The following is an 18,715-nucleotide window of genomic DNA, read 5'->3' on the forward strand; positions in this document are numbered from 1 at the left end:
CGCCTGACCGGCGGAGTGTTGGACGCCTGACCGGGAATTCTTTTTTAACTATGCCCGCTTTTTGCAAAAATTAGCATTGCAATTTTAAAAAGATGTGATAGAATAAGGTGTACATTTAAGGGAGGTGTATTCCAATGGCTTATGTCATTAGCGATGCTTGCATCAGCTGTGGTTCCTGCGCGGATGCCTGCCCCGTGGGCGCCATTTCTCAGGGCGACGCTCATTACGTGATCGACGCCGGTGCCTGCCTGGACTGCGGTTCCTGCGCTGGTACCTGCCCCATGGGCGCTATCTCTGAGGGCTAAGTTCCACAGGAAGAAAAACAGCTCCGGCCGAAAGCCGGGGCTGTTTTTTCCTCTTGGGGAGGGCCGAAAGAAGGAGTTTTGAATGGGATATTTGACCCGGATGCTGATTGAGAAGAAGTGGCGGGAGAACGGCCGGAAGGACGCCCTCCGCCTGGCCCGCCAGCCCCGCCCGGAGGGGGTGGCGGTGGAGACCGGCCTGGCCTATCTGCCGGACGGGGACCCCATGCACACCCTGAACCTGTACCGCCCGGAGGGGGCCCGGGGCCCTCTGCCCACGGTGGTGGACATCCACGGGGGCGGCTGGATGTACGGGGACCGGGAGCTGAACCGAAACTACTGCATGGCCCTGGCCGCCCAGGGGTACGCCGTGATGGGGATGAGCTACCGCCTGCTGCCCCAGGTGGACCTCCGGGGGCAGGTGCAGGACGTGTTTGCCAGCCTCCGCTGGCTGGAGGAGCACGGGGGGGAGCACGGCTTCGACCTGTCCCGGATTCTGCTCACGGGAGATTCCGCCGGAGGGCATCTGGCCGGCCTCACAGCCTGCATTCAAAAGAGCCCTGCCCTCCAGGCCCTCTATGGGGTCCTGCCCCTGAAGCACGAGTTTACCGCCCTGGCCATCGCCCACGGGGTGTGCGACGTGTACCGCTTCGCCTTCCTCCGCCCGCCCTTTGACCAGGCGGTCAGCCGGGAGTATCAGAAGCTGCTGTTCGGTCCCCGGTGGAAGCTGTCCCCCCTCTACGGCCACGCCAGCTTTGAGGACACCGCGCCCGGCCTGGACCTGCCCCCCATTCTGGTCATTGCCAGCGAGCCCGACCGCTACTACCGGCAGAGCCGGCGGCTGATAGACTACCTGGCCCGCTCCCCCTGGGAGCACGAGGTGATCCTCTGGAAGCGGGAGCAGGGGGAGCAGCTCACCCACGTGTTTGAGGTGGGCTGGTGGGACTGGCCGGAGAGCCGGGAGACCAACCGGCGGATGCTGGACTTTTTCGACCGGGCAGCGGGAAAATGATAACTTATCGTTTTAAACCAAAATGAAGATACGGGCTGTATGTGCTTTTTCACACATACAGCCCGTTGTTCTGTCTATTTCACCGGCCCGCTGTGGTAGGGCGCCAGCTCCACCCGGACGAAGTAGCCCTGGGGGTGTCGGCACACCGGGCAGTGGGCCGGAGCGGCGGTAGCCTCCACCACATAGCCGCAGTTGAGGCACATCCACTCCACCTTTGTGTCGCTGGCGAACAGCTGGCCCTGTTCCAGCATGTCCGCATACCGGCCGAACCGGTCCCCGTGGATTTTCTCCACGCCGGCGATGTTCTCAAAGAGCTTGCCCACCAGAGGAAATCCCTCCTCCATGGCGGTGCGGGCGAAGCTGGCGTAGTCGTGCTCCCACTCCCCGTATTCGTTGTGCTGGGCCGCCCGCAAATAGTCCAGCAGGTCGGCGTACAGGTCCACCGGATAGGTGCCGTCCACCCGGACGGTCTGCCCGCCCAGGTCGTGGAGCTGCCGGTAGAACTGTTTGGCGTGGGCCTTCTCCTGGTCGGCGGTGAACAGGAACAGCCCCTGAATGACTTCCAGACCGCTCTTGTGGGCGATGCCGGCGGCGATGGTGTAGCGGTTGCGGGCCTGGCTCTCCCCCGCAAAGGCCCGCATCAGGTTTTCCCGGGTCTGACTGTGGGCAAAGGCTTCGGTTTTCTCTGGCATGGAACAGTACCTCCTCAGATTGTTTGGGTTCGCTTCCAGTATGCCCCAATTTGTTCCGGGTATCCTTCTTAACGGGGAATTTACAAAAGCAGCCGCTTTTCCTTGCCTTTTCCATGGGAAACGAGTATAATAAAGCCAACCTAGGGTGTCATGTCACCCTTCAAATGAGGAGGCAGCCCCGGAATGAAGGCAAAAACAAATATGACCATGCTCTGTGACTTTTATGAGCTGACCATGGGCAACGGATATTTCCAGACCGGTTTGACCGATCGCATCTGCTATTTTGATGTGTTCTACCGCTCGGTCCCTGACCAGGGCGGCTTTGCCATTGCGGCGGGCCTGGCCCAGGTGGTGGAGTATATTGAGAACCTGCACTTTGACGAGGAGGATATCGCTTATCTGCGGTCCAAGGACTGCTTTGCGGAGGAGTTTTTGGACTATCTGCGGAACTTTTCCTTCACCGGCGACATCTGGGCAGTGCCGGAGGGGACTCCTATCTTCCCGGGGGAACCCATCCTCACCGTCCGGGCCCCCGCCATCCAGGCCCAGTTTATTGAGACCTTCGTGCTCCTGTGCCTGAACCACCAGTGCCTGATCGCCACCAAGTCCAACCGCATCGTCCGGGCCGCCGAGGGCCGCCCGGTGGCGGAATTCGGCTCCCGTCGGGCCCACGGCCCAGACGGCGCCCTTCTGGGCGCCCGGGCCAGCTATATCGCCGGCTGCTCCGCCACCGCCTGCACCATGGCCGACCAGCACTACGGCTCCCCCGCAACCGGCACCATGGCCCACTCCTGGGTCCAGATGTTCCCCGACGAGTACACCGCCTTCAAAACCTACTGCGAGCTCTACCCCAACAACGCCACCCTGCTGGTAGACACCTACAACGTCCTAAAGTCCGGCGTTCCTAACGCCATCCGGGTGTTCAAGGAGGTGCTGGAGCCCAAGGGCATCACCAAGTGCGGCATCCGTCTGGACTCCGGCGACCTGGCCTACCTGTCCCGAAAGGCCCGGGAGATGCTGGACGAGGCGGGGCTGACCGGCTGTAAGATCATCGCTTCCAACGCCCTGGACGAGTATATCATCCGGGACCTGGTGCGCCAGGGGGCCCGCATTGACTCCTTCGGCGTGGGCGAGCGGCTGATTACCTCCCGCAGCGAGCCGGTGTTCGGCGGGGTGTACAAGCTGGTGGCCATCGAGGACGACCAGGGGAACATCATCCCCAAAATCAAAATCAGCGAGAACGCCGCCAAGATCACCACCCCCCACTTCAAGAAGATCTACCGCATCTTCTCCAAGGCCACGGGCAAGGCGGAGGCCGATTTGATCTGCCTCCACGACGAGGAGATCGACTTTGAGCAGCCCCTGGAGCTCTTTGATCCGGACGCCACCTGGAAGCGGAAGGTATATACCAATATCGAAGCCAAGGAATTGATGGTGCCCATCTTCCAACAGGGCAAGCTGGTCTATCAGGTCCCCGACCTCCAGGCCAGCCGGGCCTACTGTCAGCGGCAGGTGGACTCCCTGTGGGACGAGGTGAAGCGGTTCGAGAACCCCCACAACTACTACGTGGACCTGTCCCAGAAGCTGTGGGACATCAAACAGTCCCTGCTGATCAGTCACGAGATGAAGTGAGAAAAATAGCGGCGGCCGGAGGAAATGTCCGGCTGCCGCTTGATTTTTGGACGGAAATCTGGTATTCTTATCAAGCGCATATCGCACATGCGCACGTTCATATCTGCAGCGGTATCGAAGTGGTCATAACGGGGCTGACTCGAAATCAGTTTGCGAGCAATCGCACGAGGGTTCGAATCCCTCCCGCTGCGCCAGCTCGTCGCAAGCGGCATATCGCTTGCGACGAGTTTTTTCATTTCATTGCAAAACTCATCGCGCGCTCATTCTGCTGCTCCTCGCTTCCAACTGCGACCCGCTGCGCTGGGCTCGCAGTTGGTGGGCCGCCCTGCGGGCGGCATTTTTCGTCATTGAGACAATATCGATTTTTACCGTTCTTTTCAGCAACGAAGGATCTCTCTTTGGATGTCCTTCGTTTTTTCATACCTAAAGGGAAAAAGAGCGCATGAATCCTCAATTCCCAATATATGTATCCAAATGTCCCACAAAGGGCCAAATTCCTCCCTATTTGAACGGCTCTAACGCCTCCCTTGTAAAAGGGAGGGGGACCGCCGCAGGCGGTGGAGGGATTCTCTTTCCCCCTCTGGTTCCGAAAGACAGAATCCCCCAGTCACCGCCTGACGGAGGCGACAGCCCCCTTGTGAAAGGGGGCCCGTTGCACCAACTCAAGCAAGGAGGAATTTTTATTATGGCGACCAATTACACGGCCAATTATCAGCTGAACCAGTGGGAGCCCACAGACCAGGTTTTGCACACGGATTTCAACGCTGACAACGCCAAGCTGGATGCGGCGCTGACAAATCTCGCAGGGGAGGTATCGTCAAAAGCGGACCAGACGTCGCTGGATACCCTGGCCGGACAGATGACACAGAAGGCGGACGTATCCGCCCTGGAACAGGTGGAAGTGACTATTCCCAAACTAGTGGCCGGAAGCTACATCGGGGACGGCGGCGAGGGAGAGGAGCACCCCTGCACGCTGGATTTTACCGGCAGTCTAGGCCGTCCGCCCATGCTGGTGGTGATCCGTCAGGAGAATGGCGGCTACACGGGATTGATCCTGGTCCGGGGCATGGTAGAGAGTAACAACCACTTTACCAACAGCTATCTGTCCGGTTCCAGCAATACGGTCCAGTGGTCGGGTAATCAGGTCACCTGGTACGCCAAAAGTTCTGAGGGGCAGATGAACGATTACCAGACGCAGTACCGGTATTTTGCCATTGGATGAAGCAAAAGAGTTCCCCCGGCGAACCGGGGGAACTCTTTTGTCCCATTAAAGGGAGAAGGAATTCTCAGCCTTCGCTCTTGTTACCAGTCGCAAGAGTGATGCTGGCCTCGCTGTCCTTGGTCAGGCCGTTGATTTTCACGGTGATGGTCAGAGACTTCTCGTCATCAGACTTTACAATCTTTGTGACCTCACCGACGGAACAAGTGCTGTTGGTGCCATAGTCATTAGTAATCTCATTCCCACTCTCATTTGCCAGAGTGAAGGTTACTTCCTGACCGTTGTACACAGTAGTATCATTGACTTTCAGAGTCTCACCAGAATTGGCCTTTGCGGTGATTTCATAAACCTGGCGCTGTGTAATTTCGTTGGTAGTAGGCAGGCCAGACTTAGTGGTATAGGTCCACACGCCCTTATTTACAGAAATATCGGTGCAGCCTTCATCCTTCAGAATAGCCAGAATATCATCGTTCGTCAGCGTGTACGCGCCGGACTCTACATAGTAAGTGATAATACCGTTAGTTAGATCCACATCCTGGACCTCGACCTTATCGCTCAGCTCGGCGTCGCTGCCGGTGTCCTCGTCATTCTCCAGGATGCAGATGCCGGTGATCACGTCGCCGTCCAGAACGGCCACATACTTATCGTTGGGGTCGTCCTTGATGGAGGAGATGCGGGAGACGGAGAAGTCGCCCTTGTAGTCGTAGCGGACCACGGACACGTCGTCAGTCCAGGCGAAGCGCTCATTGTCGTTGCTGAGCTGAACGATGCTCTTCAGCATAACGGTGGACTTCTCGGCCTTCTCGGTGCCGACGCCGGTGATGTAGCCGTCGCCGTCGTCATAGGTGCCGTACAGCTTGATGCTGGTGACCAGGCCGTCGGAGTTCTCGGTGATGCTCTTCAGCGCCAGGATCTCGGTCTCGCCGGACTTAAGATCCTTCACCAGGGTCTCCGCAGCGGTGGAGTTCTCCTTCACCTGGAGCGTGGTGACCTCGCCGTCCACAACAGCGTCGATCTCATACCAGTTGCCGATGTCGGAGTCCTTGGACTGCTTGGCGGAGCCGTTGGCTTCCACGAAGATGACCTCGCCGGTGCCGGACACGTCGGCGTCCTCAATGTAGACCACCTTGGCCACATTGCTGTCATCCTCGGCGGCCACCACGACCTGGGTGCCGTCAAACTTTGCCTCCGCATTAGCGGGCCGGGCCTCAATGTCAGGCACGTTCTTCACGCCGGTGTATACGGTGAAGTCGTAGTCGTCGAAGCTGTCGTCGTCGGTGTCGGCCACGATGAAGATGGTGTTGGCGTTGGCGGTGTAGCGGGCTCTGCCGTTGAAGTTGATGTCCATGCTGGCCACGCCGTTCTCGATCTTCAGACCGGTATCAACGGTGATATCATCTTCGCTGCGGTCCTTCAGGGAGTACACGTCGTTCTTGTCCACAGTGTAAGAAACGATGTGGTTCTCATAGAGACTGATAGCGGCTTCAAGCTTGTTATTACAACCAACGGGCAGCTTATCTTCCTTATAATCGCTAGCCTTGACATCAGTCTCAGCCTTTACGATGGTGCCGTCGGTCAGCACCAGACGGGCATAGACAGTGGTACCCTTGCCGTCATCGCCCTTGCCGTACTGGTCATTGTCGGTGCCCATGGACAGGACATAGGCGTAATCGTAAGTCACAGCGGACTCGTCAATGTAGGCCACATAGCCGTTGGCGTCCAGATAGGCCACCACATCGTTGTTCACATTGTCGGTGGTCAGACGGTCGGCCACAGCAGTCTTGTTGTAGTTATAGGTGGTACCATCCACAACAAAGTTGTCGCCGTCGCTGTCGCTGGTGTTGGCGCGGACGCGGGTGACCTCGCCGGTCAGCTCGTCAGCGGCATAGACCTCCTGAATGTCGCCGTTGGCGTAGGAGTAGATGACGATGTCGTCCTCGGCAAAGTTGGTGGCGTCGAACTCGTCGGTGTTCTTGGCAGGGCCCTCATCCAGGTCGGACAGGGTGATGGTGCCGTCCTCCTCGTCGTACTCCAGGACCTCGGCGGCATAGTAGTAGATGATGGCCACATCGACGGTCTTGTCGCTGCCGTCCACATAGACCTGAGTCACCACACCGTTTCCGGTGGCCTTGCCGTCATAGATGTCGTCCAGAGCCACGCCGGCCTTCTCAATGAAGTCCTTGTCGTCGTCGCTGCGGTTGTCGTTCAGGTCGTCGCCGTCATACTTCACGTTGTCGCCGTTGAGGGTAACGCTCCAGGTGTAGTTGTCGGTGGCAGTCTTGCCCACCTCGTTGTACAGGTCCTTGCTGGTCACCTTGGAGGTGAAGGTGTAATCGGCGGTCTCCGCGAAGGTGCCGATCTCCTTGGACTGGTAGTCCCAGATGGCGGCGGGACGGCCGAAGTCATCATAGCCGTCTTCCTTGGTCAGGTCGCCCTGATACAGCTTCTCGCCCAGCTCCACGATAGCGCCGGAGGAGTAGGAGCCGTCGTTGTTGGTGTCCAGCTTGTCGTTGATGGCGTAAGCGTAGTCACGGCCGCTGGTGATGTACTTGTAGGTCACGCCGCTGGTGATGGTAATATCACCCACGGTGATGTCCTGGCCGGACTTCTCAGCCTCAACAGTGCCGGCCTCCAGGGCATTCAGCACCAGCTGAGCCACATCGTTGCGGGTCATGGCCTCCTGTACGCCGGAGTTCACGTCCTCGAACAGGTCGATCTTGTTGCCCTGTGCCACAGTGGACAGCTGCCAATCGTTGCCGAAATCGCTGCTGTACTGGAAGTAGCCCAGAGCCTTCATGACCATCAGAGCGGCCTGAGCGGTGGTCACAGTATCAGCGCCGCCGTAGGTGTCGGCGTCGTAGCCGGCGGTGATGCCGTTGGTCCAGCAGGCGGCCACGTAGGGCTCAGCCCAGGCGGGCACGTCGGTGAAGGGGCTAGTGTTCTTGTAGGTGGCCACGTTGTAAGCCATCAGGTTGGACATGACAACGGCCATCTCGTTACGGGTGACGTTTGCGTCGGGATTAAAATCGCCATTTTCATCGCCGACCATAATGCCAACCGTCTTGAGCACTTCAATGGCTTCCACATTGTCGGTGTCGGCCACATCCGTGTAGCTGCTGCTCGCGGCGCTGGAGCCCATCACCATCAGGCCGGAAATCATGGCCGCGGTGAGACCCAGGCTGAGAGCACGCTTCAGGTTTCTCATTGGAATTCCTCCTTTTAAATTCAGGTTCGGAGGAAAGTTCTCTGCCAAAACAAGGAAGAAACTCCCTTAAACTAGAAGAAAAAGGGGTTTTCAGCCAACTATGACAGCATAACGCCCCTTGCATGCTCTAAAACGTGCTTAAAACGCAAAAAAGAGGAAGAAACTTGCGGGTTTCTCCCTCAAAAAATCACCTTGGTAGACCTTTGGTAGACCGGCTCCCAAAAACAGCAAAAAGAAACCGCCGGAAAGCCTTGGCGCGCAAGGCTTTCCGGCGGTAGACCTGGTAGACATTTGGTAGACCGGCGGTGATTTGCTGTGCTTACCGTCCCAGAACAAACATTTGATTGTCCCGGGCAGTGAAGTTGGAGATGCTGTAGAGCACGACAACAGAGTCGATCTCATTTTGAGTTACATAATCTTTCACGCTGGTCAGATTATATCTGGGGTCAAACAGGTGAATCTCTGAAAAATTCTGGGTCAGGAAGGGGGCCAGACTGTCCGCATAGGAGTCCCGGATGACCAGGACTTTGGGGGCGTCGGTATGCTCCGTCTCGATGACGCACAGGGGTTTGTTGCCCCCCAGGAAGGAGGAGTACTTGTCCTTGACCTGCAGATAGCTGTCCACATAGAGGCTGCCCGGTTCCGGAGCGCCGTTGGGGTAGGCAGTGACGGTCACGCCCTCGTCAGAGATATACCGGTCGATGTGGTCGGGGGGCAGCCACCGTACGCCAGAGGAGGAAAACAAGGTGCCGTAAAACTCGTCAGATACTGTGACCTTCTGGCTCTCGTCCAGAGGAACGGCCTCCAATCCCATAGCGTCCATCAGGGCGGTGTAGCCGTAGTAGGCTCCCAGGCTGGTCCAGTGGTGGTCGGTGCGGTAGTAGAGGCCCTCATCCTTGTGCTGAGCCAGGGAGGAGTACAGATCTATGGTATGGGTCTGTACCTCGTTGTACAGGCGGTCAATGATGGCTTTCTCGTCAGCGGTGGGGGCCCCCTCCGGGAGCCGGTCGGACCAGATCTCTGCGGCGGAGGGGATGATGCCGAAATACACCGGCACATCCACATTGTCCACTAAGGCATTGACATATCCCGCATTTGTGTCCAGAGTGCTCTGTTCCGGGGTATCCACCCGGCTGATGAGGGTGTCCTCCTTGGCAAAGTAGACCCCGTTGTTCTCCCGTTTGCCGGAGACCCGCTCGCTCCAGGCCTTCAGGGCCACCCAGAAGTCCCGGCCCAGGATCTGGTCGTTCACATAATCCTCGGCGTCCTCCATAAATTTCCCGGTAGTGATATTCTCCAGAGAGAGCGCAGGCGTCTGTGCTAATTTGCGGTTCTCCAGCTGAGAAAAATCACGGTCCGGTAGGATCAGGCTTCCCAGGAACATTCCGCCGATAAACAGGCAGAAGAGGACCGTGAGAAGAATGTTGAAAGTTCGCTGTTTCATAGACGATCCTCCTCTCAGAATCGGAAATACAGGAAGGGATTATAGGTCCCATCCACCATATAGCCGCTGCATACAACCAAGCCGATCACCACCAGAACCGCGCAGGCTGCCTGAGCTGCCGCCCGGGGCAGTTTGTGGTACAGGGAAGCGCCCGCGTTGGTGGATGCCACAGCGGCAACGCACAAGATGGGGAGATAGCTGGCGAGATAGTAGCCGAACGCACTGTCCAGCAGAGGAGCTCCGCCCATGCCGAACATGACCTTCAGGTAGGCGCCCAGCTGCCCGAAGTCCTCCAGGGCAAAGATGGCCCAGCTTACCAGCACAAAGAACAGCGTGTACACATGTTGGACCACCTTCGGGAGCTGAGACAGCAGCCGTCCCAGCCACAGCTTTTCCACCAGCAGGAGGACGAAGAAGTACAGACCCCAGATTACATAGTTCCAGCTGGCTCCGTGCCAGATGCCGGTGGCCGCCCATACCACGAACAGATTGAAGACCCAGCGGCCCTTGGAGCACCGGTTGCCCCCCAGGGGGATATACAGGTACTCCTTGAACCAGGTGGACAGGGAGATATGCCACCGCCGCCAGAACTCGGTGATGCTTCGGGAGATATAGGGGTGGTCGAAGTTGGGCAGGAACTCAAAGCCCAGCATGCGCCCCAGGCCCACCGCCATGTCGGAGTAGCCGGAGAAGTCGAAGTAGATCTGGAAGGTGAAGGCCACCACGCCCAGCCAGGCCCCGGCCACCGTCAGATCGCTGGCGGCCATGGCCTTATAGCTGTCCCACAGCATGCCCACATTGTTGGCAATCAGAATCTTTTTCCCCAGACCGATCATAAACATCTGCACGCCGGAGCCGAACTTATCAATGGAGGTATCCCGCTGGTCGATCTGGTCGCCCAGGTCTTTGTACTTGATAATGGGACCGGCAATGAGCTGGGGGAACAGGGTGACAAAGGTGCCGAAGTTGATGATATTGCGCTGGGCCCGGGTATCGCCCCGGTACACGTCGATGGTGTAGCTCATGGTCTGGAAGGTGTAGAAGGAGATGCCGATGGGCAGGTGGATGCCCAGCACCGGCATGAAGTTCAGGCCGATGGCCTGGAGCGAGGAGGCCAGGAAATCCCAGTACTTGAAAAACAGCAGCAGGAGCAAATTAAAGAACATGGAGGATGCCACTGCCATTTTGGCATAGGTGATCTGTCCTTTCCCCTTAAAATGTTCCACCAGCATGCCGTGGGTGAAATCAATGGCGGTAGACAGGAACATAATGACCACATAGGTCTGCTCTCCCCAGTAGTAGAAGATCAGCGAGGAGATCAGAATGACCACATTGCGCAGCTTCCGGGGAACCAGATAGTAGACCAGCAGGGTCAGGACCAGAAAATAGAATAGAAAAACCGGGGTGGAAAAGACCATAGGGCGTCCTCCTTGTGGATGCAAATTTGCGGAAAAAGGCGGCAGGCCGGCGTCAGACCTGCCGCCTTATCCCGATCAGTATTCCTTAAAACAGGGCATTGAAGTCGCTGACGATGGAGTCGCAGCTCTCGTGGACCACCATCATAATATAGTTGCCGTTGGACACGATACGGGAGTTGTTCTGCCAGGCGTCAATGGCGCTGGGATACCAGGCGCCCCCCTCCACCTGAGCGTCGATGCGGCTTTGGAGGATGGACTTCACCTTGTCCACATCGCTGCTGTTGGTGACCTGCACCAGGACGATCTCGCTGGTATTCATAGTCATCATATTGATGTAGGGCAGGCACTGTTCAGAGGCGATGTCGAACAGTCCGGGGTAGACGTTGGCGGCCAGCTCCGCATCGGCCAGCGTAATCATGCCGAACTCATATTTGCCGCTCTCCGTGGTATAAAAAGCGGACAGGTCCACCTGAGCGGGAGCGGGGGTCTCCGGGGTGCTGGAGCTGCCGCTGTTTCCGCTGCTGGAGCTGGAGCCGCCGGTAGAGGGTTTGCTCTCCTCCCAGCGGCACCGGACGATGCAGGTGGCGGTCAGGTCGCCGGCGGTGACTGTGATCTTGGCGGTGCCGGGGGCCACGGCGGTCACCTTGCCGTTCTGGTCCACGGTGGCCACCTTCTCATTGCCGGAGGTGAAGGTGACCTTCTGGCCGGAGGGCTGGACGGTGGCCTTCAGGGTGTGGCTGGAGCCGGCGGAGAACAGGGTAAAGTCGTTGGTGTCCAGGGAGAGAGAGGCCTCGGCCTGGGGCTCATCCGTCACCGCATCGCCGGGGGCCTCCTGGGAGGTGCTGCCGTCGGGGGCGGGCTGCTGAGAAGTGGAGCCGTCGGGCAGGAAACTGTCCGGGGTAGAGGCGTCCGGCTTGGACTGGTCCTCCGTCTGGCTGGAGGAGATGCCTCCGTTGGACTGAGAGGAACTGCTGTCTGACCCGCTTCCCCCGGCGCAGGAGGTCAGCAGGGAGGCGGACAGGGCCAGGGCCAGCAGCAGGGCATAGGTACGACGTTTCATAATTCAAAAACTCCTTTTGTTCCGTGTGTCAAATTCACCGTTTGAATGGGTTTCTGCATGCTTGGACGGCAGAAGACCGGAAAAGTTCCCTCTGTTCGGTGAAAAATTCCACCCGGCGGAGCACTTTGGAGCAACCCATAAAAATGTAAAGGCATTCTCCGCAAAATCTGCATTATTATACCAGGATTTTCGGGAAAATACTACCCAGACTTCCACCTAAAATTCTTAAAACTTTTTTACGATTTGGCCTTGACACCGGTGCGCATTGGGAGTAGTATTATCTCATAACATATGAACACTTATTCATATATAAATGTTTGGAGGGAGACCATGGATCAGGACCGCGCGCTGTGCTGTGAGGAGACTGAAGTGCACGAGGACGCTGTGGAGCAGGTCCGCAGCCAGCTGCCCCAGGACGAGGTGCTCTACGACCTGGCGGAGCTGTTTAAAATCTTCGGGGACAGCACCCGGGTAAAAATTCTGTACGCTCTGCTGGAGGCGGAGCTGTGCGTGTGCGACATCGCCAAGCTGATGGACGTGAGCCAGTCCGCTGTTTCCCACCAGCTGCGGGTGCTCAAAGGCAGCAAACTGGTAAAATTCCGCCGGGAGGGCAAGACTCTCTACTACTCCCTGGCCGACGAGCACGTCTTTCGTATTTTGAGCCAGGGCATGGAGCATATTCTGGAAGGTCCGGAGACCCCCTGAGCAGGGCCGCCGTTTCTTCGCCATACATCCGCACAAAGATTCAGTACTTTGAAAAAGGAGCGATTGTGATGAAAAAGACCTTTAAGATGATTGATCTGGACTGTGCCAACTGCGCCGCTAAAATGGAGGCCGCCATCAAGAAAATCGACGGAGTGCAGGACGCCACGGTCAGCTTTATGACCCAGAAGCTGACCATTCAGGCGGACGACGTCCGCTTTGACGCCGTTGTCCAGGAGGCGGTAAAGGCCTGCAAAAAGGTGGAGCCCGACTGCGAGATCGTGCTGAAATAAGATTTTGCAAAAGACGGGCTCGCCCGTCTTTTTGCGCTCTAAGGAGGAGTGCTTCCATGACAAAGAAGCAAAAAAAGACCCGGAAGCGCATTTTGACGGCGCTGGGCTTGTTTTTGGCGCTGGAGCTGGCGGAGCATCTGGCCCCGGATGCCCTCCCCGGCCTGGCGTGGCCGGTGCTGTATCTGATCCCCTATGGGATCATCGGCTGGGATGTGCTGTGGCGGGCCATCCGAAACATCAAAAACGGCCAGGTGTTTGACGAGAACTTCCTCATGTCGGTGGCCACAGTGGGGGCCTTCGGCTGCGGGGAGTACCCCGAGGCGGTGGCCGTCATGCTGTTCTACCAGGTGGGCGAGCTGTTCCAGAGCGTGGCGGTGGACCGCAGCCGCAAGTCTATCTCCGCCCTCATGGACATCCGGCCGGACTACGCCAACATAGAGCAGAATGGAGAATTGGTCCAGGTGGACCCGGAGGAGGTCTCGGTGGGCGACGTGATCGTAGTTAAGGCCGGCGAACGGGTCCCCCTGGACGGCACGGTGCTGGAGGGGACCTCCTCCCTGGACACCGCCGCCCTCACCGGCGAGTCCCTTCCCCGGGACGTGCAGGCGGGGGACGAGGTGGTCAGCGGCTGCGTCAACCTCACCGGGGTGCTCCATGTGAAGGTAAACAAGCCCTTTGGGGAGTCCACCGTGGCGAAAATTCTGGACCTGGTGGAGAACTCCAGCAGCAAAAAGGCCAAGGCGGAGAATTTTATCACCAAATTTGCCCGGTACTACACCCCTGCGGTGGTCTTTGCCGCCCTGGCCCTGGCGGCGCTGCCTCCCCTGCTGGGGATGGGGCCCTGGCTCATGTGGGTACAGCGGGCCCTGAACTTCCTGGTGGTCTCCTGCCCCTGTGCCCTGGTCATTTCCATTCCCCTGTCCTTCTTCGGGGGCATCGGCGGGGCCAGCAAGCAGGGCATCCTGGTGAAGGGCGGCAACTACCTGGAGGCTCTGGCACAGGCAGGCATTGTGGTCTTTGACAAGACGGGCACCCTCACCAGGGGCACCTTCGAGGTGACCGCCGTACACCCCCAGCAGGTGGGCGAGGGGGAGCTGCTGGAGCTGGCCGCCCTGGCGGAGCGGTTCAGTGACCACCCCATCTCCCGGTCCATCCAGGCGGCCTGCCAGTCCGCCCCTGACCCCAACCGGGTCACCGACGCCAAGGAGATCGCCGGCCACGGCGTCCAGGCGGTGGTGGACGGAAAGACCGTCCTGGCGGGCAATCAGAAGCTCATGGACCAGTTTCACATCCCCTTCGAGGACGCCTGCCACCACGTGGGCACCATCATCCATGTGGCGGTGGACGGGGTCTATATGGGCCACATCGTCATCTCCGACCAGGTGAAGGAGGGGGCGAAAGAAACCCTCCGGGACCTGAAGGCGGCTGGGGTGCGGAAGACCGTCATGCTCACCGGCGACTCCCAGGCGGTGGGTCAGGCGGTGGCCGGGCAGCTGGGCCTGGACGAGGTCCACGCGGAGCTCCTCCCCGGGGACAAGGTGGACCAGGTGGAGCGCCTCCTCCAGAGCAAGGGGCCCAAGGAACAGCTGGTCTTTGTAGGGGACGGCATCAACGACGCCCCTGTCCTCTCCCGGGCGGACATCGGCGTGGCCATGGGAGCCATGGGCTCCGACGCGGCCATCGAGGCGGCGGACATCGTCCTCATGGACGACGATTTGAAGAAGCTGCCGGTGGCGGTGCGCATCGCCCGCAAGACCCTGCGCATTGTGCGGGAGAACATCGTCTTTGCACTGGCGGTGAAGTTCCTGGTGCTGATCCTGTCGGCGCTGGGGGTGGCCAACATGTGGTGGGCCGTCTTTGCCGACGTGGGCGTGTCCGTCATCGCCATCCTGAACTCCATGCGCATGCTCAACGCCAAATAACCTACTTTTCTTGAAAGAAAAGTAGGCAAAAGAACTTTCTGCGAAACTGCGTTTCGCCTCTGTGTTTTCAGGGACGGGTCCCAGACCTGTCCCTTTTCTTGTATATAGAGCCGTTCGTAAATACGGTGTAGGGGCGCACATTGTGCGTCCGCCGTTTTCAGCCTAAACTTCGCCGCAGGGGCGGCCCTTGCGGCCGCCCGCCCTCCACCAGGCGCACTCCGCCAAAATTCCCAATATATGTATTTAAACGTCCCACAAAACCTAAAATTCCTCCTCATTTGAAAGGACCGGGCGCTCGGGCGCATGATATGTGTTCCTACACGGCACGGTTGACCCGTAGGACGCGGCCACCTGGACGCGCCGTTCATGCACGGGCGTTCTCCGTGTAGGGGCGGCCCCATGTGGCCGCCCGCTCTGCCGTCGTCCGGCACATTCAAACGAGGAGGAATTTTTATGTCCACAAATCACACGGAACACTATGAACTCAGCCAATGGCTCTCCACCGACCAGGTCCTTCGCACCGATTTCAACGAGGATAACGTCAAGGTGGATGCAGCTTTGGCAGATCTGGCGGACGAGGTATCCTCAAAAGCGGACCAGGCGGCGCTGGAAACGCTGTCCGGCCAGGTGGCACAGAAAGCGGACACAGAAGCTTTGCTTCAGCTCCAGGTCACCATCCCGAAGCTGGTGGTGGGGACCTATGTGGGGAACGGCGAGGACGGCTACTCCTACCCCTGTACGCTGGACTTCACCGAGACCCTGGGCCGTCCGCCCCAGCTGATCCTCGTCCGCACAAACACGGATCCCTCGTGCACCAAGAGTTTGACCATGATCCAGGGGGTGACCGCCGTCGGCTGTTACAACTGCCACGATTTTGTGATGGGCACCGAGAACACGGTGAACTGGTCCGGGAACGCCGTCAGCTGGTATGGAGAAAATTCCTCGGCTCAGATGAATGAGGAGGGCGTGCTGTACCGCTATTTTGCGATTGGATAAAGAAAAGGAAGGCCCCGAGGGGCCTTCCTTTTTGTAACGGTGAAGATCAACTCAATCTTCAGGACTCACTAATAGCCTCGGCAGTAACATTCAGTGTCGCGCTCTCACTGCTAGGCACGGTAACCCGATACTCGCCGCTGAAACCAGGGATAGCAGTCCCCTCGTCCCACTTGACGTCCTTAATCTTCATGCCGTCGGCGGGGACAATGGTCAAAATGAGCTCTTCGCCCTGATCATAGGTCACAGTTCCGCTGATAGCCTTGCCGTCAACCTTTACAAGAGCATTTGTAGCACTGATGGTTACCTTACAAGCAGCGCCAATAGTGGCCTTTACAGTGTAGTCGGCAGTCTTGGTACCATCAGAAGAGGTAACGGTAAAGGTGATAACACGCTCGCCAGTCTTGCCGAAAGCGGTATTATCCACAGTGTACTTACCACCGTCAATCTTCAGATCAGAGATCTTAGCGTTGCTGTCGGTAGCCTTAACAACCAGCTGGGTCACACCGTCAATGTTCTTCTCAGAAGGAACGTTGACAGTATAGGTGTCGCCGGACTGGGAAGCCTCGATGCCCTTCACAGTGACACTGGACAGAGAAACATCGTCGGTCAGCTTAACTTCTTCCTCGCCGCCCTTGACCTCGATGATGAACAGGCCAATGACCACGCGGCCATCCATGATGGCAACGACCTTGTCGTTGGTGTCGTTCTTCACGGAGTTGATGCGGCTGATCTCGATGGCGTCATCCTCCAGGGTCCAGCGGGCCACAACCACGTCGTCGCTGTAGGCGTAGTAGGTGCCGCCCAGACCCACAGTGCCGTCCTCGGCCTTCTTGGTGCCGGTGACATACAGGGAGTCGCCAGCGTTCAGCACGCCGTCGCCGTCAGCATCCATCTCGGTGTAGACCTTAGCGCTGCTGATGAAGCCGTCGCTGTTCTCGGTCATGCTCTTCAGAGCCACCACGGACTTGGTGCTGCTGATGGAAGCCGCATCGTTATCGATGTTCTTCACCAGGGCGTTCACAGCGGAGGTAGAGCCGGCCTTGACTTCCAGGGTATCCTTGGCGCCGTCCACGACCGCGTCGATCTCATAGTACTCGCCGTTCTCGGAGTCCTTCTGGATCTTGGCGTTGCTGTTGGCGATGGCGAAGATCACCTGATCGGTGCCGGATACGTCGCCGCCCTCGATGTAGACCACTCGGGCAACGCCGCCGTTGTTGTTCATCGCAACTGCAGTCTTAGTCTCTTCCCCAGCCTTCACATCGGGAACGTTCTTGATGCCGGTGTAGACGCTCACGTCGTAATCGTCAAAGCTATCCTCATCCGGATCTACCAGGATGAATACAGTATTGCTGTTGGCGGAACGAGGATCGCCGTTCAAGGTCATACCAGCCTTGCCATTTTCAACAAGGTCCTCACCGTTGGTATTTCCGGTAGTAGTAGCTGCGGCTACACCACGCGGGGTCAGAGTGTAGACATCATTTTTGTCCACAGAGTAGGAGACGAGCTGGTTCTTCAGACCCGGAGCCTCTTTACTGGTAGCATCGGTTTCTACCTTTACCATGGTTCCGTCAGTCAGGATCAGGCGGGCATAATAGGTGCTGCCCTTAGTACCGTCAGTTCCATACCGGTCGTCGTCATTCCCCATAGACAGCACATAGGCGTAGTCATAGGTGATGGCGGACTCGTCGATGTAGGCCACGTAGCCGTTGGCATCCAGGTAGGCCACCACATCGTTGGACACAGCCTCGGCCTTCAGACGCTCGCTGCCGGAGACGGTCATGTTGTACTTGTAGGTGGTGCCGTCCACGATGAACTGGTCGCCGTTGCCGGCCACGCCGTCCTCGGTCTCAGAGCGCACGCGGGTGACCTCACCCTCCAGCAGCTCAGCGGCATACACGTCCTGGATCTCGTTGGTATCCTCGGAGTAGGTGTAGATGACGATCTGGTCCTCCTCGAAGCCGGTGGCATCGTAGGTGTCGCTGGTACGGGCGGGGCCGTTGTCCAGGTCAGCCAGAGTGATGGTGCCGTCCTCCTCGTCGACCTTCAGGACCTCAGCGGCGTAGGAGTAGATGATAGCCACAGTGACGGACTCCTCACCGGAGGTGGTGTCCACATAGACCTCGGTGATGACGCCGTTGCCGGTGGCGTCGTCAGTGAGGACCCCGGCCTCCTTCACGAAGTCGTCGGCGTTGTCGTTGCGGTTGTCGATCAGATCCTGGCCGTCGTAGTCGATGGACTCGCCGTTGAGATAGACGTTCCAGCTGTACTTCTCGGCGGCAGTCTTGCCCACCTCGTCGTACAGGGCCTTGCTGGTCACCTTGGCGGTGAAGGTGTGGTCGGCGGTCTCAGCAAAGGTGCCGATCTCCTTGCCCTGGTACTCCCACACAGTGGCGGGGCGGCCCAGGTCGTCAGTGGTATCGTCGTCCTTCTTCAGCTCGCCCTGGTACAGCTTCTCGCCCAACTCCACAACATAACCTCTGGTCATGTCGCCGTCGTTGTTGGTAGTGATCTTGTCATCAATGGCCTTGGCGTAATCGCGACCGCTGGTGACATAGTTGTACTTGACGTTGTTGACGATGGTGATGTCGCCCACGGAGATGGAGCCGTCGGACTCAGCCTCGACGGTACCGGCCTCCAGGGTGTTCAGCACCAGCTGAGCCAGATCGTTGCGGGTCATGGCCTCACGCACGCCGGAGTCCACATCCTCAAACAGGTCGATCTTGTTGCCCTGGGTGACGGTAGCCAGCTGCCAGTCGCTGCCGAAGTCGCTGCCGTACTGGAAGTAGCCCAGAGCCTTCATCAGCATCAGGGCCGCCTG

At 58.4% G+C, this 18,715-nt stretch carries 14 protein-coding genes and 1 tRNA gene; 9 read left to right on the plus strand and 6 right to left on the minus strand.

The window, feature by feature from the left end; genetic code table 11:
- Nucleotides 1–134 precede the first annotated feature (134 nt).
- Nucleotides 135–305: a 4Fe-4S ferredoxin gene (gene fdxA / locus H6B31_RS09175; protein WP_087289666.1), complete on the plus strand. Its 171-nt coding sequence runs from the start codon at nt 135–137 to the stop codon at nt 303–305.
- 82 nt (nt 306–387) lie between these two features.
- Complete coding sequence (locus tag H6B31_RS09180; protein ID WP_204898237.1) at nt 388–1,314, plus strand: alpha/beta hydrolase; 927 nt, start codon at nt 388–390, stop codon at nt 1,312–1,314.
- Nucleotides 1,315–1,388: 74 nt separating this feature from the next.
- On the opposite strand, the gene rbr is transcribed toward H6B31_RS09180, so the two are convergent.
- Nucleotides 1,389–2,006, minus strand: a complete 618-nt coding sequence (rbr, locus tag H6B31_RS09185) for a rubrerythrin (protein WP_204898238.1) — start codon at nt 2,004–2,006, stop codon at nt 1,389–1,391.
- A gap of 183 nt (nt 2,007–2,189) precedes the next feature.
- On the opposite strand from rbr, the gene H6B31_RS09190 reads away from it, so the two are divergent.
- The 3 genes from H6B31_RS09190 to H6B31_RS09200 all read left to right on the plus strand — a co-directional run bounded on the left by H6B31_RS09190 (nt 2,190) and on the right by H6B31_RS09200 (nt 4,860).
- The gene (locus H6B31_RS09190; protein WP_204898239.1) at nt 2,190–3,638 is read left to right on the plus strand and encodes a nicotinate phosphoribosyltransferase; all 1,449 of its coding nucleotides are present in this window, start codon (nt 2,190–2,192) and stop codon (nt 3,636–3,638) included.
- A gap of 105 nt (nt 3,639–3,743) precedes the next feature.
- Nucleotides 3,744–3,832: transfer RNA gene (locus H6B31_RS09195), tRNA-Ser, on the plus strand.
- A gap of 491 nt (nt 3,833–4,323) precedes the next feature.
- Nucleotides 4,324–4,860, plus strand: a complete 537-nt coding sequence (locus H6B31_RS09200; RefSeq protein WP_204898240.1) for a hypothetical protein — start codon at nt 4,324–4,326, stop codon at nt 4,858–4,860.
- Nucleotides 4,861–4,924: 64 nt separating this feature from the next.
- On the opposite strand, the gene H6B31_RS09205 is transcribed toward H6B31_RS09200, so the two are convergent.
- The 4 genes from H6B31_RS09205 to H6B31_RS09220 form a co-directional block, all read right to left on the minus strand.
- Entirely contained in the window at nt 4,925–8,062 is a 3,138-nt protein-coding gene (locus H6B31_RS09205) for an S-layer homology domain-containing protein (RefSeq protein WP_204898241.1), read from the minus strand.
- Between the two features lie 319 nt (nt 8,063–8,381).
- A complete protein-coding gene (locus H6B31_RS09210; protein WP_204898242.1) occupies nt 8,382–9,506 on the minus strand; it encodes a DHHW family protein in 1,125 nt (374 codons plus the stop codon).
- A gap of 14 nt (nt 9,507–9,520) precedes the next feature.
- A complete protein-coding gene (locus tag H6B31_RS09215) occupies nt 9,521–10,924 on the minus strand; it encodes an MBOAT family O-acyltransferase (RefSeq protein WP_204898243.1) in 1,404 nt (467 codons plus the stop codon).
- A gap of 85 nt (nt 10,925–11,009) precedes the next feature.
- On the minus strand, nt 11,010–11,984 hold the full coding sequence (locus H6B31_RS09220; protein WP_204898244.1) for an Ig-like domain-containing protein: 975 nt from the start codon (nt 11,982–11,984) through the stop codon (nt 11,010–11,012).
- 330 nt (nt 11,985–12,314) lie between these two features.
- Here H6B31_RS09220 and H6B31_RS09225 point away from each other — a divergent pair, with 330 nt between their 5' ends.
- The 4 genes from H6B31_RS09225 to H6B31_RS09240 all read left to right on the plus strand — a co-directional run bounded on the left by H6B31_RS09225 (nt 12,315) and on the right by H6B31_RS09240 (nt 15,897).
- The gene (locus tag H6B31_RS09225) at nt 12,315–12,689 is read left to right on the plus strand and encodes an ArsR/SmtB family transcription factor (protein ID WP_243418956.1); all 375 of its coding nucleotides are present in this window, start codon (nt 12,315–12,317) and stop codon (nt 12,687–12,689) included.
- A 68-nt stretch (nt 12,690–12,757) separates the two neighbouring features.
- Nucleotides 12,758–12,979, plus strand: coding sequence for a cation transporter (locus H6B31_RS09230; RefSeq protein WP_204898246.1), 222 nt, complete (start codon nt 12,758–12,760; stop codon nt 12,977–12,979).
- A 56-nt stretch (nt 12,980–13,035) separates the two neighbouring features.
- Nucleotides 13,036–14,901 carry a heavy metal translocating P-type ATPase gene (locus H6B31_RS09235; RefSeq protein ID WP_204898247.1) on the plus strand — a complete coding sequence of 622 codons (1,866 nt, stop codon included), beginning with the start codon at nt 13,036–13,038 and terminating at the stop codon, nt 14,899–14,901.
- 453 nt (nt 14,902–15,354) lie between these two features.
- Entirely contained in the window at nt 15,355–15,897 is a 543-nt protein-coding gene (locus tag H6B31_RS09240) for a hypothetical protein (RefSeq protein WP_204898248.1), read from the plus strand.
- A 58-nt stretch (nt 15,898–15,955) separates the two neighbouring features.
- On the opposite strand, the gene H6B31_RS09245 is transcribed toward H6B31_RS09240, so the two are convergent.
- A partial coding sequence (locus H6B31_RS09245; protein ID WP_204898249.1) for a hypothetical protein occupies nt 15,956–18,715 on the minus strand: 2,760 nt, incomplete at its 5' end.

The sequence above is a fragment of the Pseudoflavonifractor capillosus genome (genome assembly GCF_016899775.1).
GTDB lineage: Bacteria > Bacillota > Clostridia > Oscillospirales > Oscillospiraceae > Lawsonibacter.